Origin of the sequence: Pseudomonas sp. A6, from assembly GCF_052367875.1 — a bacterium.
GTDB lineage: Bacteria > Pseudomonadota > Gammaproteobacteria > Pseudomonadales > Pseudomonadaceae > Pseudomonas > Pseudomonas citronellolis.
Genome location: NZ_CP198970.1, coordinates 6,624,882 through 6,645,568, shown reverse-complemented (window position 1 = coordinate 6,645,568; position 20,687 = coordinate 6,624,882). Strand labels below are relative to the sequence as shown.

16 protein-coding genes and 1 riboswitch are annotated in these 20,687 nt (G+C 68.7%); of the genes, 13 read left to right on the top strand and 3 right to left on the bottom strand.

Features of this window, described 5'->3' with window-relative positions; translation table 11 throughout:
* The first annotated feature begins 54 nt into the window (after nucleotides 1-54).
* Nucleotides 55-840: a class II aldolase/adducin family protein gene (locus ACTWJ5_RS29255; protein WP_444437045.1), complete on the top strand. Its 786-nt coding sequence runs from the start codon at nucleotides 55-57 to the stop codon at nucleotides 838-840.
* A gap of 628 nt (nucleotides 841-1,468) precedes the next feature.
* Here ACTWJ5_RS29255 and ACTWJ5_RS29250 read toward each other — a convergent pair.
* The gene (locus ACTWJ5_RS29250) at nucleotides 1,469-2,932 is read right to left on the bottom strand and encodes a TolC family outer membrane protein (RefSeq protein ID WP_444437044.1); all 1,464 of its coding nucleotides are present in this window, start codon (nucleotides 2,930-2,932) and stop codon (nucleotides 1,469-1,471) included.
* Between the two features lie 182 nt (nucleotides 2,933-3,114).
* A riboswitch (TPP riboswitch) is annotated at nucleotides 3,115-3,222 on the top strand.
* A 112-nt stretch (nucleotides 3,223-3,334) separates the two neighbouring features.
* Between ACTWJ5_RS29250 and thiC the strand changes: the two genes are divergently transcribed.
* A complete protein-coding gene (gene thiC, locus ACTWJ5_RS29245; protein WP_009613534.1) occupies nucleotides 3,335-5,215 on the top strand; it encodes a phosphomethylpyrimidine synthase ThiC in 1,881 nt (626 codons plus the stop codon).
* A gap of 129 nt (nucleotides 5,216-5,344) precedes the next feature.
* Complete coding sequence (gene cytX / locus ACTWJ5_RS29240; RefSeq protein WP_444437043.1) at nucleotides 5,345-6,622, top strand: putative hydroxymethylpyrimidine transporter CytX; 1,278 nt, start codon at nucleotides 5,345-5,347, stop codon at nucleotides 6,620-6,622.
* A 383-nt stretch (nucleotides 6,623-7,005) separates the two neighbouring features.
* Here cytX and ACTWJ5_RS29235 read toward each other — a convergent pair whose 3' ends face one another.
* Nucleotides 7,006-7,761, bottom strand: coding sequence for an RsiV family protein (locus ACTWJ5_RS29235; RefSeq protein ID WP_444437042.1), 756 nt, complete (start codon nucleotides 7,759-7,761; stop codon nucleotides 7,006-7,008).
* 193 nt (nucleotides 7,762-7,954) lie between these two features.
* Between ACTWJ5_RS29235 and ACTWJ5_RS29230 the strand changes: the two genes are divergently transcribed.
* The 10 genes from ACTWJ5_RS29230 to ACTWJ5_RS29185 all read left to right on the top strand — a co-directional run bounded on the left by ACTWJ5_RS29230 (nucleotide 7,955) and on the right by ACTWJ5_RS29185 (nucleotide 19,002).
* Nucleotides 7,955-8,572: an NUDIX domain-containing protein gene (locus tag ACTWJ5_RS29230; RefSeq protein ID WP_074983404.1), complete on the top strand. Its 618-nt coding sequence runs from the start codon at nucleotides 7,955-7,957 to the stop codon at nucleotides 8,570-8,572.
* A complete protein-coding gene (locus tag ACTWJ5_RS29225; RefSeq protein WP_009613530.1) occupies nucleotides 8,563-9,021 on the top strand; it encodes a DUF1249 domain-containing protein in 459 nt (152 codons plus the stop codon). Before ACTWJ5_RS29230 ends, ACTWJ5_RS29225 begins: the two co-directional genes overlap by 10 nt.
* Nucleotides 9,022-9,177: 156 nt before the next feature.
* The gene (gene cpdA / locus ACTWJ5_RS29220) at nucleotides 9,178-9,990 is read left to right on the top strand and encodes a 3',5'-cyclic-AMP phosphodiesterase (protein ID WP_058488188.1); all 813 of its coding nucleotides are present in this window, start codon (nucleotides 9,178-9,180) and stop codon (nucleotides 9,988-9,990) included.
* Nucleotides 9,991-10,038: 48 nt separating this feature from the next.
* A complete protein-coding gene (locus tag ACTWJ5_RS29215; protein WP_301500841.1) occupies nucleotides 10,039-10,644 on the top strand; it encodes a YqiA/YcfP family alpha/beta fold hydrolase in 606 nt (201 codons plus the stop codon).
* 11 nt (nucleotides 10,645-10,655) lie between these two features.
* The gene (gene parE / locus ACTWJ5_RS29210; RefSeq protein ID WP_043316906.1) at nucleotides 10,656-12,554 is read left to right on the top strand and encodes a DNA topoisomerase IV subunit B; all 1,899 of its coding nucleotides are present in this window, start codon (nucleotides 10,656-10,658) and stop codon (nucleotides 12,552-12,554) included.
* Nucleotides 12,554-13,564 (top strand): esterase-like activity of phytase family protein, encoded by a 1,011-nt coding sequence (locus ACTWJ5_RS29205; RefSeq protein WP_074983399.1) that lies wholly within the window; start codon nucleotides 12,554-12,556, stop codon nucleotides 13,562-13,564. Before parE ends, ACTWJ5_RS29205 begins: the two co-directional genes overlap by 1 nt.
* Nucleotides 13,561-14,085 (top strand): retropepsin-like aspartic protease family protein, encoded by a 525-nt coding sequence (locus tag ACTWJ5_RS29200; RefSeq protein WP_074983396.1) that lies wholly within the window; start codon nucleotides 13,561-13,563, stop codon nucleotides 14,083-14,085. The genes ACTWJ5_RS29205 and ACTWJ5_RS29200 overlap by 4 nt, the downstream gene beginning before the upstream one ends.
* A 7-nt stretch (nucleotides 14,086-14,092) precedes the next feature.
* Nucleotides 14,093-16,357, top strand: coding sequence for a DNA topoisomerase IV subunit A (parC, locus tag ACTWJ5_RS29195; RefSeq protein WP_444437040.1), 2,265 nt, complete (start codon nucleotides 14,093-14,095; stop codon nucleotides 16,355-16,357).
* A 155-nt stretch (nucleotides 16,358-16,512) separates the two neighbouring features.
* On the top strand, nucleotides 16,513-17,226 hold the full coding sequence (locus ACTWJ5_RS29190; RefSeq protein ID WP_074983391.1) for a PqiC family protein: 714 nt from the start codon (nucleotides 16,513-16,515) through the stop codon (nucleotides 17,224-17,226).
* Between the two features lie 141 nt (nucleotides 17,227-17,367).
* Nucleotides 17,368-19,002: a glycosyltransferase family 39 protein gene (locus ACTWJ5_RS29185; protein WP_444437039.1), complete on the top strand. Its 1,635-nt coding sequence runs from the start codon at nucleotides 17,368-17,370 to the stop codon at nucleotides 19,000-19,002.
* A 60-nt stretch (nucleotides 19,003-19,062) separates the two neighbouring features.
* Here the strand turns inward: ACTWJ5_RS29185 and ACTWJ5_RS29180 are convergent, their stop codons facing one another.
* A complete protein-coding gene (locus ACTWJ5_RS29180; protein WP_444437038.1) occupies nucleotides 19,063-20,640 on the bottom strand; it encodes an AhpA/YtjB family protein in 1,578 nt (525 codons plus the stop codon).
* Between the last annotated feature and the right edge of the window lie 47 nt (nucleotides 20,641-20,687).

Genomic DNA, 20,687 nt, shown 5'->3' with positions numbered 1-20,687 from the left:
CGCACGTGCTCTTCGCCTGTAGCCTGTTGTTCGAACAACAAGAGGAACCCCGGCATGACCATCCCGATGCCTTCCCGTGAAACCTGCTCCGCCGAAGAGTGGAAGCTGCGCGAGGAGTTGGCCGCCTGCTACCGGCTGATCGCCCATTTCCGCATGAGCGACCTGATCTTCACCCACATTTCCCTGCGCCTTCCGGGACCGGAGCACCATTTCCTGATCAACCCCTACGGGCTGATGTTCGACGAGATAACCGCCTCCAGCCTGGTGAAGATCGACCTGGCCGGCAACCCGGTGGCGCCGACGCGCTACAAGGTCAACCCGGCCGGCTTCGTCATCCACAGCGCCATCCACGCCGCCCGCGAGGACGCCCAGTGCGTGCTGCACACCCACACCCGCGCCGGCTGCGCGGTGGCGGCCCAGGCCGCGGGGCTGCTGCCGCTGAACCAGATGTCCATGGAGTTCTACGGGCGCCTGGGCTACCACGACTACGAGGGCATCGCGCTGTCGTTCGACGAGCAGCAGCGCCTGGTGCGCGACCTCGGCGACCACCTGGGGATGATCCTGCGCAACCACGGCCTGCTGACCGTGGGCGCGAGCGTGAAGCAGGCGTTCCTGCGTATGTACTACCTGGAGAAGGCCTGCGACATCCAGATCGCCGCCCAGGCCGGCGGCGAACTGGTGATCCCGCCGGACGCGGTGTGCCGGCGCACCGAGCGCCAGTTCAACGAACCGCACCAGCCGCAGGCCGAGGGCGAACTGAGCGACCCGGACGGCATCGACCTGGCCTGGGAGGCGCTGCTGCGCATGCTGGACCGCATCCAGCCGGACTATAGGAACTGACGTAGGGCGTATAACCGTTCGCGGTTATACGCCGCCTAACCGTGCTGGTCGTTCACTCCAAGGTCGACCTCGAGCGGTCCGCAACTCCGGTCAAACGGCGGATAACGTCGAACGTTATCCGCCCTACGCCCCTGCATGGAAATGGCGTGGGTAGCGGGCCCTGCCCGCGATTTCGCGCGCAGGGCGCGCTCCTACATGGGAATGGTGCGGGTGGCGTGGCGTAGGAGCGGATCTCATCCGCGATCCGCGCCGGGACGTCCGGCTATCGCGGACAAGGTCCGCTCCTACGGGGGAGGAGGAATACCGTGCTCCCCAGCAACCTGTAGGAGCGGGCCCTGCCCGCGATTCGCGCGCAGGGCGTGCTCCTACATGGAAATGGCGTGGGTGGAGCGGTGTAGGAGCGGATCTCATCCGCGATCCGCGCCGGGACGTCCGGCTATCGCGGACAAGGTCCGCTCCTACGGGGGAGGAGGAATACCGTGCTCCCCAGCAACCTGTAGGAGCGGGCCCTGCCCGCGAAATCGCGCGCAGGGCGCGCTCCTACATGGAAATGGTGTGGGGGTGTGGCGTAGGAGCGGACGGAGTCCGCTCCGCAAACAACAAGCCCGGCTTCTGCCGGGCTTGTCGTTCACTGCTGGGTCCGCGCCTTGCTGCTGTTTTCCAGCTGCTGCTCGGCGGCCTTGGCCAGGTCCGGGGGGAGGAAGTCCTTGTCCGGGTTGTAGTCGGCCTTGAGGTAGGTGCCCAGGGCCTGGAGGTCGGCCGGGCTGAGGGTGCCGGCGGTCTGCTTCAGGCGCAGGTTGTCGAGGATGTAGTCGTAGCGGCTGTTGTTGTAGTCGCGCACCGCGCTGTACAGCTGGCGCTGGGCGTCGAGCACGTCGACGATGTTGCGGGTGCCGACCTGGTAGCCGATCTCGGTGGCTTCCAGCGAGCTCTGGTTGGAGATGATCGCCTGGCGCCGCGCCTTCACCGTTTCCACGTCGGTGTTCACCGCGCGGTGCTGGTTGCGCGCGTCCTGCACCACCTGGCGGCGCTGGCTTTCGCGCAGCTGCTCGCTCTGGTTCAGGCGCTGGTACGACTCGCGCACCTGGGAGCTGGTCAGGCCGCCGCTGTAGATCGGGATGTTCAGCTGCACGCCGACGCTGGTCTGGTCCACCCACTTGCCGTAGTGCGGGACGCTGCCGTCGGCGTTGGTGAAGCCCAGCGCGTCGTTGTCGCCCTTCTGGTACTGCACCACCGCGTCCACGGTCGGCAGGTGCCCGGCCTTGCGCTGGCGCAGGGTTTCCTCGGCGGCGGTAACCGCGAAGTTGCTGGCCTGCAGGGCGATGTTCTGTTGCACCGAGGTATCCACCCAGGCCTTGGCGTCGTTCGGCGTCGGCACCACCACCGGCAGCGAGTGGAGGATGCCCTCGATGCCGCTGTAGTCGCGGTTGGTCAGGGTCACCAGGGCCTGGAAGGCGTCTTCCACCGCCTGTTCGGCGACGATCCGGTTGGCCCGCGCGGTGTCGTAGCCGGCCTGGGATTCGAGCACGTCGGTCTTGTCCGACAGGCCGACGTCGAAGCGTTCGTTGGACTGGTCGAGCTGGCGCTTGAAGGCCGCTTCCTCGGCCTTGCTGGCGGCCAGGTTGTCCTGGGCGCGGAGCACGCCGAAGTAGGTCTCGGCGGTCTGCAGGATCAGCCGCTGCTGGGTCGCGGAGAATTCCAGCTGGGCCTGTTCGCTGATGTTTTCCGCGGCCTTGAGCTGGAACCAGCGGTCGGCGCGGAACAGCGGCTGGCTGAGGCTGGCCTGGACCAGCTGGCTGCTGCGGTTGAGGGTGACGTCCGGGGTGTCCAGCGAGGTGCGGCTGGTGCCCAGGCTGCCGCCGGCGTTGATCTGCGGCAGCAGGCCGGAGCGCGCCTGGGGCACGACTTCCTTGCGCGCCAGGTAGTCGGCCTGGGCGGCGGCGAGGTCGGCGTTGTTGTCTACGGCATCCTTGTAGACGCTGATCAGGTCGGTCTTGGTCGGCAGTGGAGCGACGCTCGACGTGGGCTGTGCTGCCCAGACGAAACCTGTGGAGGCGGCCACGGCGACAGCCAGGGAGAGTCTGCGCAGCATTCGTTCGTCCTAGAAAGTGTGCGGGTGGGGCAAGGCTACGGTCGCCCCGATTGGCGGTCAAGGCGCCATCTTCGGGCAATTCGTTGCAGCATTGTAGTTGCCGGGGCGTGACCGCGAAGTCGCATCCGATACTTTCGGCCCGGCGGCATTGGCCAAGCACCGAACTCTTGTTTAGACTGCGGACGTTCTTGTCGGGGTGCCCCATTGCGAGGGGCTGAGATCGGATAGTTCCGGATCCCGTTGAACCTGATCGGGTTAGCACCCGCGTAGGGAACAAGAAGTCCGCGTCCCCAGTGCCTTTCCGGCCGGCCCCAGCCCTCCCTGGACGCGTCCTTTCTCCGCAGTGCCTTGCGGCTCCCGCGTCACCCAGGTTCTCCCGACAATCAACCCAGGAGAGCCAGGATGAGCACCCAGAAGAACAACGTAACCCGCCTTGAACAGCTCGATCGCCAGTCGGCGCAGCCCTTCCCCAATTCGCGCAAGGTCTACCTGACCGGCTCGCGCCCGGACATCCGCGTGCCGGTGCGGGAAATTTCCCTGGCCGACACCCCCACCGCCTTCGGCGGCGAGAAGAACGCCCCGGTGTTCGTCTACGACACCTCCGGCCCCTACACCGACCCCGAAGTGCGCATCGACCTGCGCAAGGGCCTGCCCGATGTGCGCTCGCGCTGGATCGACGAGCGCGGCGACACGGAAATCCTCCCCGGCCTGACCTCCGACTTCGGCCAGGCCCGCCTGGCCGACGCCAGCCTCGACGCCCTGCGCTTCGCCCACGTGCGCACCCCGCGCCGGGCCAAGGCCGGGAAGAACGTCACGCAGATGCACTACGCGCGCCAGGGCATCATCACCCCGGAGATGGAATACATCGCCATCCGCGAGAACATGAAGCTGCAGGAAGCCCGCGCCGCCGGCCTGCTCAAGGACCAGCACCCGGGGCAGAGCTTCGGCGCCAGCATCCCGCAGGAGATCACCGCCGAGTTCGTCCGCGAGGAGATCGCCCGCGGCCGCGCCATCATCCCGGCGAACATCAACCACACGGAACTGGAGCCGATGATCATCGGCCGCAACTTCCTGGTGAAGATCAACGGCAACATCGGCAACAGCGCCCTGGGCTCGTCCATCGAGGAAGAGGTGGAGAAGCTCACCTGGGGCATCCGCTGGGGCGCCGACACGGTGATGGACCTGTCCACCGGCAAGCACATCCACGAGACCCGCGAGTGGATCCTGCGCAACAGCCCGGTGCCGATCGGCACCGTGCCCATCTACCAGGCGCTGGAGAAGGTCGGCGGCATCGCCGAGGACCTGAACTGGGAAATCTTCCGCGACACCCTGATCGAGCAGGCCGAGCAGGGCGTGGACTACTTCACCATCCACGCCGGTGTGCTGCTGCGCTACGTGCCGCTGACCGCCAAGCGCGTCACCGGCATCGTCTCGCGCGGCGGCTCGATCATGGCCAAGTGGTGCCTGGCGCACCACCAGGAGAACTTCCTCTATACGCACTTCGAGGAAATCTGCGAAATCATGAAGGCCTACGACGTCAGCTTCTCGCTGGGCGACGGCCTGCGCCCGGGCTCGGTGGCCGACGCCAACGACGCCGCCCAGTTCGGCGAGCTGGAAACCCTCGGCGAGCTGACCAAGATCGCCTGGAAGCACGACGTGCAGGTGATGATCGAAGGCCCCGGCCACGTGCCCATGCAGCTGATCAAGGAGAACATGGACAAGCAGTTGGAATGCTGCGACGAGGCGCCGTTCTACACCCTCGGCCCGCTGACCACCGACATCGCCCCCGGCTACGACCACATCACCTCGGGCATCGGCGCGGCGATGATCGGCTGGTTCGGCTGCGCCATGCTCTGCTACGTCACGCCCAAGGAGCACCTGGGCCTGCCGAACAAGGATGACGTGAAGACCGGCATCATCACCTACAAGATCGCCGCGCATGCTGCCGATCTCGCGAAAGGTCATCCGGGCGCGCAGATCCGCGACAACGCGCTGTCCAAGGCGCGCTTCGAGTTCCGCTGGGAAGACCAGTTCAACCTCGGCCTGGACCCTGACACCGCGCGCGCCTTCCATGACGAGACGCTGCCGAAGGACTCGGCCAAGGTCGCGCACTTCTGCTCCATGTGCGGGCCGAAGTTCTGCTCGATGAAGATCACCCAGGAAGTCCGCGACTACGCCAAGGAAAACGGCCTGACCGACGAGCAGAAGGCCATCGAGGCCGGCTTCCAGGAACAGGCCGCGCGCTTCAAGGATGAAGGCTCGGTGATCTACAAGCAGGTCTGATCGCTACACCGCGGCACCCGTAGGAGCGAGCTTGCTCGCGAACCGGCCCCGAGCCCGGGCTGTTCGCGAGCAAGCTCGCTCCTACGAAAAGAAGACACATCCCAATAACCCCAGAGCCTTGCGCACATCGTGACCACTCTCACCGCAACCAACTATTCCCCGGCCGTCGCCGTTGGCTCCGCCCAGCGCGTGCTCGGCCTGCGCGACCTGTTCTCCCTGTGGTTCTCCCTCGGCATCGGCCTGATGGTGCTGCAGACCGGCGCGCTGCTGGCGCCCGGCCTGGGCCTGGCCGGCTCGCTGCTGGCGATCTTCCTCGGCACCCTGGTCGGGGTGCTGCTGCTGGCCGCCGCCGGGGTGATCGGCAGCGACACCGGGCTGGCCGCCATGGCCTCGCTCAAGCTCAGCCTCGGCGGCCACGGCGCGGCGCTGCCGGCCGTGCTCAACCTGCTGCAACTGGTGGGCTGGGGCGCCTTCGAGGTGATCGTCATGCGCGACGCCGCCAGCCTGCTGGCCGCGCGCGCCTTCGGCGAGGGCAGCGCCTGGACCAGCCCGGCGCTGTGGACCCTGGTGTTCGGCGCCCTGGCCACCCTGCTGGCGGTCAGCGGGCCGCTGGCCTTCGTCCGCCGCGTGCTGCGCAAGTGGGGCATCTGGCTGCTGCTGGCGGCCTGCATCTGGCTGACCTGGGACCTGCTGCACCGCGCGGACCTCGCGGCCATCTGGGCCCGTGGCGGCGACGGCTCGCTGCCGCTGGCGGTGGGCTTCGACATCGCCATCGCCATGCCGCTGTCCTGGCTGCCGCTGATCGCCGACTACTCGCGCTTCGGCAAGCACGCCGGGCAGGTGTTCGGCGGCGCCGCGCTGGGCTTCTTCATCGGCTGCTTCTGGCTGATGGGCCTGGGCGTGGCCTACACCCTGGCGTTCGCCCAGGGCAGCGACGCCAACGCCCTGCTGCTGGCCCTGGCCGGCGCCGGCATGGGCATCCCGCTGCTGCTGATCCTACTCGACGAGTCGGAAAAGGCCTTCGCCGACATCCACTCGGCGGCGGTTTCCAGCGGCATCCTGGTGCCGCTGAAGGTCGAGCACCTGGCGCTGATCATCGGCGTGCTCTGCACCCTGATCGCCTGGTTCGCGCCGCTTGAGCAGTACCAGAACTTCCTGCTGCTGATCGGCTCGGTGTTCGCCCCGCTGTTCGGCGTGGTGCTGGTCGACCACTTCCTGCTGCGCCGCCGCGCCGCCGCGGAAGTCCGCCCCGGCCTGCGCTGGGGCTCGCTGCTGGCCTGGGCCGGCGGCGTGGTCACCTACCACCTGCTGGCCAACTACGCCCCGGACCTGGGCGCCACCCTGCCGGCGCTGCTGGTGGCCGGGGTGCTGCAACTGGCGCTGGGGCGCATCGGCGCGAAGGGTTGAGCGGCCTGGCGGCCGGATCGCGGATGGAGTCCACTCCTACGTTGCAGGCGGGCATGGCTTCTCGTAGGAGCGAGCTTGCTCGCGAACAAACGCGGTGCCATGCGGTTCGCGAGCAAGCTCGCTCCTACGAAGAGCACTTCTGTGCAGCCTGTAAGACAGCTGCTCCTGCAGGTTGATGCCGAACCCCCGTCCATGCCGGACAGCCCCCTCTCCCGCTTGCGGGAGAGGGAACGAATCCGAAGCACTGCTGCCGCCGGTGAACACCGTTCGCGGACAAGGTCCGCTCCTACGGGCAGCACCATGCCTCTCGGTGATCTGTAGGAGCGGGCCCTGCCCGCGAATCGCGCGCAGGGCGCGCTCCTACATGGGAATCGTGCGATGCCCTACTGCGCCCCACGCCCCGGGAAATAGTACGGCTTGACGATGCCGTTGAGCCGCGGATACGGAATCTTCAGCTCCGGGTGCCCGACCGAGTGCGGGGCGATGCGGTCGATGTCGTACTTCAGCGTCAGCGCGCCGAAGGTCAGGGCGAAGTGCGGGGTCTTCTGGAGCGGCCAGTCCCTGAGGAAGTTCGCGTCCTGTTCCACCAGCTTGTTCTGCACCACCCAGGCCTGGTGGGCCAGGCGCGCGTTCTGCCAGAAGGCCTCTTCCTGGCCGGGCAGCAGCACGTCCTGCAGCGTCAGCACCTTGTGCAGGCGGCGGTCGTAGTTGATGAAGGCGCGCCCCGGCTGGCCGTATTCGCCGCCGGTGAAGACGTAGCTGGACAGCTCGACGATCACCAGGCCGTCATGCTGCTCGCGTATCTTCGCCTGCAGGTAGCTGCTCCAGCCCGGCTTGGCGCTGGCCAGGAAATCCCGCTCGTAGCCGGCGAGGCTGGCCGGGCGCGGGTCGTCCGGGGTGTTGCGGGTGAGGTCGAGCAACTGCGCCTCGATGGCGGCGTCCAGCGCGGGTTCCCCGTCGAAGCTCAGGGTGTCCAGGTTGAACAGCGGGCACTGCTCGCCCTGGCAGCCCGGCTGCAGGTGCTCGAAGGCGGTGTGGCGGGCGCTCAGCGGGTCGCCCAGGCCGGGGCCGAAGAGGCTCTGGCAGCCGCCGAGCATCAGCAGCAGGCCGGTGGCGGCAAGGGTTTTCAGAAAATCCATGGGAGTCCTTCTTTGCGTGTCCGGCGGCGGTTGGCCGCGCGGCTTGGACCGGCGAAGCCGCGCCGGGTTCGCCGCGCCGCCGAGTGTAGCAGTGTCGCGCGGCTCCCCGCCGGGCGGTGGCGGAAAGAGGCTGCACGGGGCACGGCGTCGCGATAGGATGGCGCGAAGTTCAACCGATCGATGAGTGTGTGGGATGGCGGATATCTTCAAGGCGGGTCCGGACGACGTGGAGATCACTCGACGCGAGGAGTGCTTCCGCGGCTTCTATCGCATCGAGCGTCTGCATCTGCGTCATCGCCAGTTCGCCGGCGACATGGGGCCGCTGATCAGCCGCGAGCTGTTCGTCCGCCACGATGCCGTCTGCGTGCTGCCCTACGACCCGCAGCGTGACGAAGTGGTACTGATCGAGCAGTTCCGCGTCGGCGCCCTGGAGGCCGGGGTCAACCCCTGGCTGCTGGAGCTGGTCGCCGGGCTGATCGACAAGGACGAAGAACCTGAAGAGGTCGCCCGCCGCGAAGCCGTGGAAGAAGCCGGCCTGAACCTCGGCGCGCTCTGGCCGATCAGCCAGTACCTGCCTTCGCCCGGCGGCTGCAACGAACTGGTGCACCTGTTCGTCGGCCGTTGCGACAGCAGCCGGGCCTCGGGCATCCACGGCCTGGAGGAGGAGGGCGAGGACATCCGCGTCCACGTGCTGGCCCTCGAGGATGCCCTGCAGGCCGTGCGCGACGGGCGCGTCAACAACGCCGCGAGCATGCTCGCCCTGCAATGGCTGGCGCTGAACCGCGCCGAGGTTCGTGGCCTATGGGTGTGAACCTGCTGCGTGAACGCTACCGCGTCGACCTGGCCGGGCTGCAAGCCACCTGCGAGGCCAACTACCTGCGCCTGATGCGGCTGCTGCCGGACATGCGCGAAGTGCAGTCGCAGCGCCGCGTGGCGCTGAGCGAGGGCGAACGCCTGCTCGGCGTGCTGGCCCTGGAAGTGATCGAGGCCTGCCCCTACACCACCACCCTGCAGGTGCGCCAGGAGCTGGGCCTGCCCTGGCTGCCCGCGCCGCGCCTGGAAGTGCGCGTCTACCATGACGCGCGCATGGCCGAAGTGGTCGGCGCCGAGCAGGCGCGCCGCCTGCTGGCCATCTACCCTTACCCGAACCAGGCCATGCACCAGCCGGACGAGAAGAGCCAGCTCAACCTCTTCCTCGGCGAATGGCTGAGCCACTGCCTGGCCTGCGGCCACGAGCTGGAGCCGGTCCTGCAACGCTGAAAGCGTGGGTGATGGCATTGCGCCATGATAGAATGTCGTTCGTCCGGCCGACGGCGAGCATACTGTGAACTGTGACTCTTTCCCGGTTTGCCCGGCACCGGGGCTGTCACCATACTTCCTTCAACGACGACGCCTCGCCTGACAGGAGAAGGCGCATTGCCTGCGAAAGAATTTTCCTCAAATGAGCCGGTGCTGCTGGTGCAGCTCACTGACAGCCATCTGTTCGCCGAGCACGATGGCCGGCTTCTCGGCATGGATACCGCGGACAGCCTGCAACAGGTGGTGAAGCGCGTCCTCGAGGAGCAGCCGCGGATCGACCTGGTCCTGGCGACGGGTGATATCTCGCAGGACGGTTCCCCGGAGTCGTACAGACGTTTCCTGGATATCTGTTCCAGCATTCAGGCACCGGCCCGCTGGTTCCCCGGCAACCACGACGAGCTGGCGCCCATGCGCGAAGTCTGCGCCGGCAGCGACCTCCTCGACCCGGTGCTCGACCTGGGCGCCTGGCGCATCGTCCTGCTCGATTCCACCATCCCCGGCGCGGTGCCCGGGCAGGTGTCCGCCGAGCAACTGGCGCTGCTGGACGAAGCCCTGCACGACGCGCGTGATCGCCACGTGCTGGTGGCCTTCCACCACCACCCGGTGAGCATCGGCAGCCAGTGGATGGACCGCATCGGCATCCGCAACCCGGACGACCTGTTCGCCGTGCTCGACCGCCACCGACATGTGCGCTGTCTGCTCTGGGGCCACGTGCACCAGGAGATCGACCGCCTGCGCGGCGACGTGCGCCTACTGGCGTCCCCCTCCACCTGCGTGCAGTTCGCCCCGGGCAGCGAGGACTTCGGCGTGGACACCCTGGCGCCGGGCTACCGCTGGCTGCGCCTGCTGCCCGATGGCGGCGTGCAGACCGGCGTGTCGCGGGTCACCGGCATCGATTTCCAGGTGGACTACAGCGTCCAGGGCTACTGACGTGTGCGGCTTGCAGGCAGCGGCTCGCTGCTTGTAGCCTCCCGCACCATGACCGATATCCTCTATATCCACGGCTTCAACAGTTCCCCGGCCTCGCAGAAGGCCCGCCAGCTGATGGCCGTCATGGGCCGCCTGGGCTTGCAGGCGCACCTGCGGGTGCCCGAACTGCACCACCACCCGCGGCAGGCCATGGCCCAGCTGCAGGCGGCCATCGGCGAACTCGACCGGCCCTTGCTGGTCGGCAGTTCCCTGGGCGGCTACTATGCGACCCATCTCGCCGAGCGGCACGGCCTCAAGGCCCTGCTGATCAACCCGGCGGTGCTGCCCCACGGCCGTTTCGACGGCTACCTGGGGCCGCAGAAGAACCATTACAGCGGCGAGGAATGGGTGCTGACCCAGGACCACGTCGACGCCCTGGCGGAACTCGAAGTGCCGCCGCCGGTCGATGCGGCGCGCTACCAGGTGTGGCTGCAGACCGGCGATGAAACCCTCGACTACAAGGTCGCCGCGGTCTTCTACCGGGCCTGCGCCTTGCGCGTCGAGGCCGGCGGCGACCACGGCTTCCAGGGCTTCGCCCGCTGGCTGCCGGCGCTGCTGGCCTTCGCCGGGGTGCCGGCGGGCCTGTGGCGCGACCTCGATTTCACAACTCTTTGAAAAGGGACCCCATGGCCCAGCAGAACGCCTATACCGCAGAAGCCATCGAAGTCCTCTCCGGCCTCGATCCGGTGCGCAAGCGCCCGGGCATGTACACCGACACCACGCGGCCCAACCACCTGGCCCAGGAAGTCATCGACAACTCCGTGGACGAGGCCCTGGCCGGTCACGCCAGGAGCGTGCAGGTGATCCTCCACGAGGACAACTCGCTGGAAGTGATCGACGACGGCCGCGGCATGCCGGTGGACATCCACCCCGAAGAGGGCGTGCCGGGGGTCGAGCTGATCCTCACCAAGCTGCACGCCGGCGGCAAGTTCTCCAACAAGAACTACCAGTTCTCCGGCGGCCTGCACGGCGTGGGCATCTCGGTGGTGAACGCGCTTTCCACTCAGGTGGAAGTGCGCGTCAAGCGTGACGCCAACGAATACCGCATGACCTTCGCCGACGGCTTCAAGGCCAGCGACCTGGAGGTCATCGGCAGCGTCGGCCGGCGCAACACCGGCACCACCGTGCGCTTCTGGCCCGATCCGAAGTATTTCGACTCGCCGAAGTTCTCCGTCAGCCGCCTGAAGCACGTGCTCAAGGCCAAGGCTGTGCTCTGCCCGGGGTTGCTGGTCACTTTCGAGGACAAGAGCAGCGGCGAGCGCGTCGAATGGCACTACGAGGACGGCCTGCGTTCCTACCTGGCCGACTCGGTATCCGAGCTGCCGCGCCTGCCGGAAGAGCCCTTCTGCGGCACCCTGGCCGGCAGCAAGGAGGCGGTGGACTGGGCCCTGCTGTGGCTGCCCGAGGGCGGCGAATCGCTGCAGGAAAGCTACGTCAACCTGATCCCCACGGCCCAGGGCGGCACCCACGTCAACGGCCTGCGTCAGGGCCTGCTGGATGCCATGCGCGAGTTCTGCGAGTTCCGCAACCTGCTGCCGCGCGGCGTCAAGCTGGCCCCGGAAGACGTCTGGGAACGCATCGCCTTCGTCCTCTCGATGAAGCTGCAGGAGCCGCAGTTCTCCGGGCAGACCAAGGAGCGCCTGTCGTCTCGCGAGGCGGCGGCCTTCGTCTCCGGCGTCGTGAAGGACGCCTTCAGCCTCTGGCTCAACGCCAACCCCGAGCTGGGCCTGCAACTGGCGGAGCTGGCCATCAGCAACGCCGGCCGCCGCCTGAAGGCGGGCAAGAAGGTCGAGCGCAAGAAGATCACCCAGGGCCCGGCGCTGCCCGGCAAGCTGGCCGACTGCGCCGGCCAGGACCCGATGCGCGCCGAGCTGTTCCTGGTGGAGGGCGACTCCGCCGGCGGCTCGGCCAAGCAGGCGCGGGACAAGGAGTTCCAGGCGATCATGCCGCTGCGCGGGAAGATCCTGAACACCTGGGAAGTGGACGGCGGCGAAGTCCTGGCCAGCCAGGAAGTGCACGACATCGCCGTGGCCATCGGCGTCGACCCGGGCGCCGCCGACCTGAGCCAGCTGCGCTACGGCAAGATCTGCATCCTTGCCGACGCCGACTCCGACGGCCTGCACATCGCCACCCTGCTGTGCGCGCTGTTCGTCCGCCACTTCCGCCCGCTGGTGGAAGCCGGGCACGTCTACGTGGCCATGCCGCCGCTATACCGCATCGACCTGGGCAAGGAAGTCTTCTACGCCCTGGACGACGCCGAGCGCGACGGCATCCTCGACCGGCTGCTGGCCGAGAAGCGCCGCGGCAAGCCGCAGGTCACCCGCTTCAAGGGCCTGGGCGAGATGAACCCGCCGCAGCTGCGCGAAACCACCATGGACCCGAACACCCGGCGCCTGGTGCAGCTGACCCTGGAAGACGCCGAGGGCACCGTCGAGATCATGGACATGCTGCTGGCCAAGAAACGTGCCGGCGACCGCAAGTCCTGGCTGGAGACCAAGGGCAACCTGGCCGAGGTCCTGGCCTGATGCGCCGCGCGCTGGCCGCCCTGGCGGCCGTGCTCGGCTGCGCCCAGGCCCTGGCGGACGCACCCGCGGTAGGGCAGGGGCCGGCCCTGCAGTTCCTCTCCGAGCACGCCGTGGAAGGCATGCCCGCGGGCAACCTGTCGGGGCTGGCGCTGTGCGGCGGCGAGCTGTGGACGGTATCCGACCGCGACGACGACCGCCTCTACGGCCTGCGCCCGGACGAGACCCCGGGCAGCGTCTGGCAGGCCCGCGCCGAGACCTTCAGCGCGCCCGGGCTGCCCGACAGCGGCCTGTCCTGGGGCGCCCGCGCGCGCACCTGGCTGTATGGCCTGGTGCGCGGCGGGGCCATGGACTTCGAAGGCGTCAGCTGCGACGGCAAGGGCAACCGCTACCTGGTCAGCGAGGCCTATGCCGGCGTGCTGCGGGTGCCGGAGGCCGGCGCCGCGCAATGGCTGGAGCTGCCGCCGACGCTGCTGCGCCAGGCGCGCGCCAGCGGCCTGCTGATGGTCAACAACGCCTACTACGAAGGCCTGGCCATCGACGCCGACGGCAAGCGCCTGTGGCTCGCCGCCGAACGCCAGCGCCGCGGCCTGCTGCGCCTGCGCAACGACAACGGCAGCTGGAAATGCGACGGCGCCTGCGTGCTGCTCAGCGAGGCCGGGACGGCGCTGCCGCCGCCGCAGCTGGAAAGCGACAAGCCGCTGGCCCTGGACTTCTCCGACCTGGCGCTGTACCAGGGCAAGCTGTTCACCCTGGAGCGCCTGGTGCACCAGGTCTGCCGGCGCAACGCCGACAGCGGCGCCGCCGAGCGCTGCTGGTCGTTCGCCGACGGCGCCCTGGCCCCGGAGCGCCGCTACGCCTTGCCCTACGGTGTGGCCGAGGCCCTGGTGATCGACGACAAGGGCGCCTGGATCGGTCTGGACAATGGCGACGCGGCCCGCGCCGACGGCGATGCGCGACCCTACGTGCTGCGCTTCGCCGCCCCGGCGGAGGGCTGGCTGGGTGGCAAATGAACGACGCGCAACCCGGACGCCGCCTCGGCAAGGCCATGATGCTGCTCGCCTGGCTGGCCGGCATCGGCCTGGCCACGCACTTCTTCGGCCTATGGGAAAAGCGCCAGCACAACCCCAACGTCCAGCCGCAGTCGCTGCACGGCGACGGCTACGTGGAGCTGCGCCTGCTGGGCAACCGCCAGGGCCACTACGTGTTCGACGGTCTGATCGACGGTACCCCGGCGACCTTCCTGCTGGACACCGGCGCCAGCGCCGTGGCCGTGCCGGAGGGCCTGGCCCTGCGCCTGCAACTGCAGCGTGGCGCGCCCATCGACCTGGACACCGCCAACGGCCGCACCCGGGGCTGGCGCACGCGCCTGCAACGCCTGGAGCTTGGCGACATCCTGCTACGCGACGTGCCGGCGATCATCGCCCCGGGCATGGGCGGCAACGAGGTGCTGCTCGGCATGAGCGCCCTCAGACAACTCGAATTCTCCCAGCGCGACGGCACCCTGGTGCTGCGCCAGAACACTTCCCCGTGAGGCACGCATGAGCGAAACCCTCGATCTGAGCCTGGAAGGCGTGGAGCGCCGCTCCCTCGCCGAGTTCACCGAACAGGCCTACCTGAACTACTCCATGTACGTGATCATGGACCGCGCCCTGCCGCACATCGGCGACGGCCTGAAGCCCGTGCAGCGGCGCATCGTCTACGCCATGAGCGAACTGGGCCTGGACGCCGACTCCAAGCACAAGAAGTCGGCGCGCACCGTCGGCGACGTGCTCGGCAAGTACCACCCCCACGGCGACTCGGCCTGCTATGAAGCCATGGTGCTGATGGCCCAGCCGTTCTCCTACCGCTACCCGCTGGTGGATGGCCAGGGCAACTGGGGTGCGCCGGACGATCCCAAGTCCTTCGCCGCCATGCGCTACACCGAGGCGCGCCTGTCGCGCTACGCCGAAACCCTGCTCTCCGAGCTGGGCCAGGGCACTGCCGACTGGGTGCCGAACTTCGACGGCACCATGCAGGAGCCGGCAGTGCTGCCGGCGCGGCTGCCGAACCTGCTGCTCAACGGCACCACCGGCATCGCCGTGGGCATGGCCACCGACGTGCCGCCACACAACCTGCGCGAAGTGGCCGCGGCCTGCGTGCGCCTGCTCGACCAGCCGGACGCCGGCGTCGGCGAGCTGCTCGAGCACGTGCAGGGCCCGGACTTCCCCACCGAGGCGGAAATCATCACCCCGCGCGCCGACCTGCAGAAGATCTACGAGACCGGCCGCGGCTCGGTGCGCATGCGCGCCGTGTACCGCGTCGAGGACGGCGACATCGTGGTCACCGCGCTGCCGCACCAGGTCTCCGGGGCCAAGGTGCTGGAGCAGATCGCCGCGCAGATGCAGGCCAAGAAGCTGCCGATGGTCGCCGACCTGCGCGATGAGTCGGACCACGAGCACCCCACCCGCATCGTCATCATCCCGCGCTCCAACCGCGTGGACGCCGACGAGCTGATGACCCACCTGTTCGCCACCACCGACCTGGAAAGCTCGTACCGGGTGAACCTCAACGTCATCGGCCTGGACGGCAAGCCGCAGGTCAAGGACCTGCGCCAGCTGCTCAGCGAATGGCTGACCTACCGCACCGACACCGTGCGCCGCCGCCTGCAGTTCCGCCTGGACAAGGTGGAGAAGCGCCTGCACCTGTTGGAAGGCTTGCTGATCGCCTTCCTCAACCTCGACGAGGTGATCCACATCATCCGCACCGAGGACCAGCCCAAGCCGGTGCTGATGGAGCGCTTCGCCCTCACCGACGTGCAGGCCGACTACATCCTCGACACCCGCCTGCGCCAGCTGGCGCGCCTGGAAGAGATGAAGATCCGCGGCGAGCAGGACGAGCTGGCCAAGGAGCGCGCCAAGCTGCTGGCGATCCTCGGTTCCAACGCCAAGCTGCGCAAGCTGGTGCGCGACGAGCTGATCGCCGACGCCGAGACCTATGGCGACGACCGCCGCTCGCCGATCGTCGAGCGCGCCGAGGCCAAGGCCCTCTCGGAAACCGAGCTGATGCCCACCGAGCCGGTTACCGTGGTGCTCTCCGACAAGGGCTGGGTGCGTTGCGCCAAGGGCCACGACATCGACGCCGAAGGGCTCTCGTACAAGGCCGGCGACACCTTCAAGGCCGCCTCACCGGGGCGCTCGAACCAATACGCGGTGTTCATCGACTCCACCGGGCGCAGCTACTCGCTGGCGGCCCACAGCCTGCCGTCGGCGCGCGGCCAGGGCGAGCCGCTGACCGGCCGCCTGACGCCGCCGCCGGGCGCCAGCTTCGAGCGCGTGCTGCTGCCCGAGGACAGCGCCCTGTACGTGCTGGCCTCGGACGCCGGCTACGGCTTCGTGGTCAAGGGCGAGGACATGCAGGCCAAGAACAAGGCCGGCAAGGCCCTGCTCAGCCTGCCCAATGGCGCCCAGGTCATGGCCCCGCGGCCGGTGGCCGACGTCGAGCAGGACTGGCTGGCGGCGGTGACCACCGAGGGCCGCCTGCTGCTGTTCAAGGTCTCCGACCTGCCGCAGCTGGCCAAAGGCAAGGGCAACAAGATCATCAGCGTGCCGGGCGAGCGCGTGGCCAGTCGCGAGGAATACCTGACCGACCTGGCAGTTCTGCCGCCGGGGGCGACCCTGGTGCTGCAGGCCGGCAAGCGCACCCTGTCGCTGCGCGGCGACGACCTGGAGCACTACAAGGGCGAACGCGGGCGGCGCGGCAACAAGCTGCCGCGTGGCTTCCAGAGGGTCGATGCGCTGCTGGTCGAGTCACTGTCTCAGGACTGAAACGCTCTGCGATACACTCTGCCTCTGGAGCTATGGCGCCGGTTAAGGGATGATAGGTCCCTTTGACGCTGGCGCCATGGCTCCATTGTCGTTTTGGTTTGTGGTTTTTTGTAGCAAGTGACGCCGATCTTCGGCGAATTAACGGTGATTGCACGATGAGCGCCCTGCGCGTCCTCGCATGTCTTTCCCTCGTCGGCCTCCTCGGGCTGACGGGCTGTACGGTGAATCGGCCGACGCAACTGTACCAACTGGATGCCGGTGCGGCCCCGCTGCCGACCCGCGACAACGGTATCGCCGTACTCCTCGGTCCGGTGCAACTGGCCGACTACCTGCAACGTGAGTCCATGGTCCAGCGCCAGGCCGATGGCATCCTCAACCTGTCCACCGAGGCGCGCTGGGCCGGCAGCCTGGAAACCAACGTCAGCCAACTGCTGGTGCGCCAGCTGTCCAGTAGCCTGGACACCACCCGCCTGGCGCTGTTCCCGGAACAGCCGGGGTTCACCCCGCAGGTGCAGGTGATGCTGACCATCACCCGCCTGGATTCCGGCCCGAAGGAGCCGGCGGTGCTGGATGCGCGCTGGCGCCTGCTCGACCAGAAGGGCACGCTGCGCGACAGCCGCGTGTTCCATGAAGAGGAAAAGCACGACGGCAGCCTGCAGGACCAGGTCCGTGCGCAGAGCGAACTGTTGCGCCGCCTCGCCGGGCAACTGGCCCAGGACGTGCGCCCGGTGGCGGTGGCCACCGAGCAGCCGGCCGCTCCGCGCAAGCCGGCGGCGAGCACCGAGCAGGCCGCCAAGCCCAAGGAAGAAGGGCCGAAGATGCCGTTGGTGGTGCCCATCCACAACAACGTCGAAGTCTTCCGCTTCTGATCGGCTGCGGCCCGCGAGGGTTCTCCTCCGCGGGCCGTCTTCATTGACGATTTCTTGACCGCGACGGTGCTAACAAGGCAGCGGTTCTGCCGGCACCGTTGATCGGAATCCCTTCGATCGGCCCCCGGCGGGGGTAAGCCCTTGCCGTCGTCCCTCTCCCTGTCGCCCTCCAGGCTGGCCAGCCTGGGCCCGGCCGCCCGCGCCTGGCTGCTGGGCGCGCTCGCCCTGCTGCTGTTCTGCGCCCAGGCCAAGGGGCGGGCGGTCATCGGCTTCGACTCGCGCTTCGTGCTGTTCGCCCAGGAAATGCTGCGCCACGGGCCGAGCCTGTTTCCCAGCACCTATGGCGAACCCTACCCGGACTACCCGGGCACCTCGACGCTGCTCATCTACCTGCTGTCGCTGCCGTTCGGCCGCGTCGACAGCCTGGCCGCCTGGTTGCCCTCGGCGCTGGCCGCGGCGGCGCTGGTGGTCCTGGTGTACCGCCTGCTGGAGCCGATCTCGCCGCGTTGGGCGCTGCTCGCCGTGGCGCTGTTGCTGCTCACCGCGACCTTCGTCAGCGAGACCCGCGCGGTCTCGCTGGACCAGATGGTCGCGGCACTGGCTCTGGGCGCCTTCTACCTAGCCCATCGCGACCGCGAGCGCCCGCTGCCGTCCTTACTGGCAAAGCTGGGGGCGCTGCTGCTGGGCGGTTTCCTGGTCCGTGGCCCGCTGGGCCTGGTGATTCCCGCCGCAACAGTCTGCGCCTGCTGGCTGGCGGCGCGGGACTGGCGCCGGCTGCTGGTCCTCGGGCCGTTCGCCGCGGCCCTGCTGGTGTTCTGCTGCCTGGCCCTGCTGGGCGCCGCCGAGCTGAGCGGCGGCCCCGGTTTCGTCCGGGAGGTGCTGCAGATGCAGGTCATCGGCCGTTTCGACGGCAGCGCCGGGGCCAGCTCGCCGTTCTATTACTTCCTCAGTGCGCCCGGCAATTACGCCCTGGCCTTCCCCCTGGCGCTGCCGGCACTGTTGCTGCTGCCCGGCGCACGCGGGCGGGGAGAGGCCGAGGGCGCGCGGATACTGCTTTGGGCCTGCGTCCTGGCGGCGCTGCTGGTGATGCTCGGCCTTTCCGTGCCGCAGGCGAAGAAGGCCCGCTACATCCTGGCGGCGGCGCCCTACATGGCGATAGTCGCCGCGTACCCGTTCCGGGTGGCTGGCAGCCGCCTGGCTTCGGCGTTGCGCTGGGTGATGCAGGGTGTCTGGTTGCTCCTGCCCGGGCTGTTGGCGCTGGCACTGGCATTCGCCTGGCGGCGTCTGGCCGGAGCCTTGCAGGGCTACCAGCTCGCCCTGTACGCCACCCTGGCGCTGTTGCTGCTCCTGCAGGGCTCGGCCCTGTGGGTGCTGCGCCACCCGCGGCTGCGGGCGCCGGGGCTGGCCGGCTGCGCCGTGCTGGCGCTGTGGGCTGCCTATATCCTCGCCTTCGAGCCCATGGAGCGAGCGCTGTACGGCACGCGCGCCTTCACCCTGGCCGCTGATGCCGCCATGGCCGCCAAACCGGCGCCGGTGGTCTTCGTTGGCCTGGGCAAGGACGCCAAGGCGATCAAGTACCTGGTCAACCTCGACCACGACCTGACGCCGCGCTTCGTCGATCAGGACAGCCAACTGCAGGGCCTGCGCGGCCCGCTCTACCTGGTGATGTCGGCGGCGCGCTTGCGGGCCCTGCAGCCGTCAGCCCTGGCTGGCCTGAAGCCGCTGGTGGCTGCCGACTTCGACCATGAGCCCCATGTGCTGCTGTACCTGCCCTGAGGCTGCTCGATAGCTCAGGGAGAGACGGGGCCGGCCGCCCGATGGCGGCCGGCAGCGCGGTCAGGAGGTGCGCAGGGCGCGCATGCGGGTGAGCTGGCGTTCCAGCATCGACGGGTAGGGTTCCTTCAGCCATTCCACGCAACTGGCCTCGGCCGGGTTGGCGATGGCGCGGACGCGGGCGCGCTGGCGCACCTGCTCGTCCTCGGCGATGGCGCGCTCGATCAGCAGCAGGTTGCGGCTGTGCTGGCTGAGGTTCAGGGCGTTCTGCACGGCGCCTTCCTGCAGCAGCTCGGCCTGGGCCAGTTCCGCCAGCTCGTCGCCCTGGGTCAGGCCCAGTTGCAGCTGCAGGGTAATGCCGCTGTCCACCACCTCGATCTGCAGGGCGTGGCCGAGGGCGCGCATCAGCTCGCCGCAGCACAGGGCGTGGGTGAGGTAGTCGTCGTCGTCGCGGGCGTGGAAGAGGATCAGGCTACCGCCGTCGCTGAGGGTGAGCAGCTGGCCCTTGTACAGGCGCGCGGCCTGTTCCAGGCAGTCGCGGTAGCGCTCCAGCAGGTCCACCAGGCGGCTGCGCGGCAGGCGCCGCAGCTGTTCCTGGTTGCCCAGTTGCACGGCCAGCACGGCGCAGGGGTTGGGTAGCACCGGCTCGGGTTCTTCCTCGGGCTCTTCGGCGATTTCGGCGGCTTCTTCGGAGAAGTCCTCGGCGAACGCCTCAGCGGCCGCGGGCGTTTCGTCGTGCAGCTCGTCCTCGGCGAAGATGTTCTCGTCGAACTCGTGCTCGTCGCGCGGCAGGTCGAGGCGGGGTTCGCGTTCGTCGTCCGGCTCGCTGGCGATGTCGTCGTCGACGGCCTTCCCGGCGGGTTTCTCCGCGGCTTTCGCCAGGGTCGGCGCGGCCGCCTTGGGCGCGGGCTTGCGCGGCGCGGGAGCGGGCTCGGGGGCCGGCGGCTTCTCCGGCACCAGGCGTGCCTGGAGCTGGCGGGCCAGGTCGCCGATCTCATTCTGCAGGCCGGCGCCGGGGGCGGGGTCGTCCGGGTCGCGCAGCCACACGCGCAACTGCAGCAGCGGGGTGGAGATGTGGCGGCCCAGGCGCAGGCTGAGGGTCAGGGTGAGCAGCAGCAGGATCAGGCTGATCAGGCCCATGCTCTGCAGGCTGACCATCATCGGCTGCTGGAACTGCTCCATGTCCAGGCTGATGCGCAGCTGGCCGGCCATGACCTCCTGGAAGGTGATCTGCGTCGAGTAGACGCCCTCGCTGTCGCCCAGCAGGCCCTGCTTGGGCCGCGAGCCGGCCTCGGCCAGGGTGCGGCCGTCGGCGCTGTAGATGGCGGCGTGGGCCACCAGCGGGTTCTTGGTCAGGTTGCCCAGCAGCACGTTGAGGCTGAGGATGTCGTTGGACACCAGCAGCTCGGTGGCCGAGGCCGCGGTCTGGGTGGTCAGGCTCTGGCCCACGGCGTCGGCCTGCTGGTGCATGGCCTGCTTGAACTGCATGCCCATCACCCAGGCGTAGATCAGCAGCGCCGCCGCCACCAGCAACAGGCTGTGGATGGCGATGCGCAGGGCGATGGGCACCCGGCGCTGGCGCAGGGCGTGGTACAGCAACAGGAAGAAATTGTCGGGCTTGACGGACGTGGGCCGGGTCACAGCGGGCTCGGTCTTCTATGAAGGACAGTCCCGGCAGTATAACGGCG

What these genes read in the sequence shown, in the direction of transcription:
- ACTWJ5_RS29205 (WP_074983399.1), top strand. Translation starts at nt 12,554, where the DNA reads ATGCGCCGCGCGCTGGCCGCCCTGGCGGCCGTGCTCGGCTGCGCCCAG.
- ACTWJ5_RS29215 (WP_301500841.1), top strand. Translation starts at nt 10,039, where the DNA reads ATGACCGATATCCTCTATATCCACGGCTTCAACAGTTCCCCGGCCTCG.
- ACTWJ5_RS29230 (WP_074983404.1), top strand. Translation starts at nt 7,955, where the DNA reads ATGGCGGATATCTTCAAGGCGGGTCCGGACGACGTGGAGATCACTCGA.
- ACTWJ5_RS29255 (WP_444437045.1), top strand. Translation starts at nt 55, where the DNA reads ATGACCATCCCGATGCCTTCCCGTGAAACCTGCTCCGCCGAAGAGTGG.
- ACTWJ5_RS29250 (WP_444437044.1), bottom strand. Translation starts at nt 2,932, where the DNA reads ATGCTGCGCAGACTCTCCCTGGCTGTCGCCGTGGCCGCCTCCACAGGT.
- ACTWJ5_RS29190 (WP_074983391.1), top strand. Translation starts at nt 16,513, where the DNA reads ATGAGCGCCCTGCGCGTCCTCGCATGTCTTTCCCTCGTCGGCCTCCTC.
- ACTWJ5_RS29235 (WP_444437042.1), bottom strand. Translation starts at nt 7,761, where the DNA reads ATGGATTTTCTGAAAACCCTTGCCGCCACCGGCCTGCTGCTGATGCTC.
- thiC (WP_009613534.1), top strand. Translation starts at nt 3,335, where the DNA reads ATGAGCACCCAGAAGAACAACGTAACCCGCCTTGAACAGCTCGATCGC.
- ACTWJ5_RS29200 (WP_074983396.1), top strand. Translation starts at nt 13,561, where the DNA reads ATGAACGACGCGCAACCCGGACGCCGCCTCGGCAAGGCCATGATGCTG.
- ACTWJ5_RS29225 (WP_009613530.1), top strand. Translation starts at nt 8,563, where the DNA reads ATGGGTGTGAACCTGCTGCGTGAACGCTACCGCGTCGACCTGGCCGGG.
- parE (WP_043316906.1), top strand. Translation starts at nt 10,656, where the DNA reads ATGGCCCAGCAGAACGCCTATACCGCAGAAGCCATCGAAGTCCTCTCC.
- parC (WP_444437040.1), top strand. Translation starts at nt 14,093, where the DNA reads ATGAGCGAAACCCTCGATCTGAGCCTGGAAGGCGTGGAGCGCCGCTCC.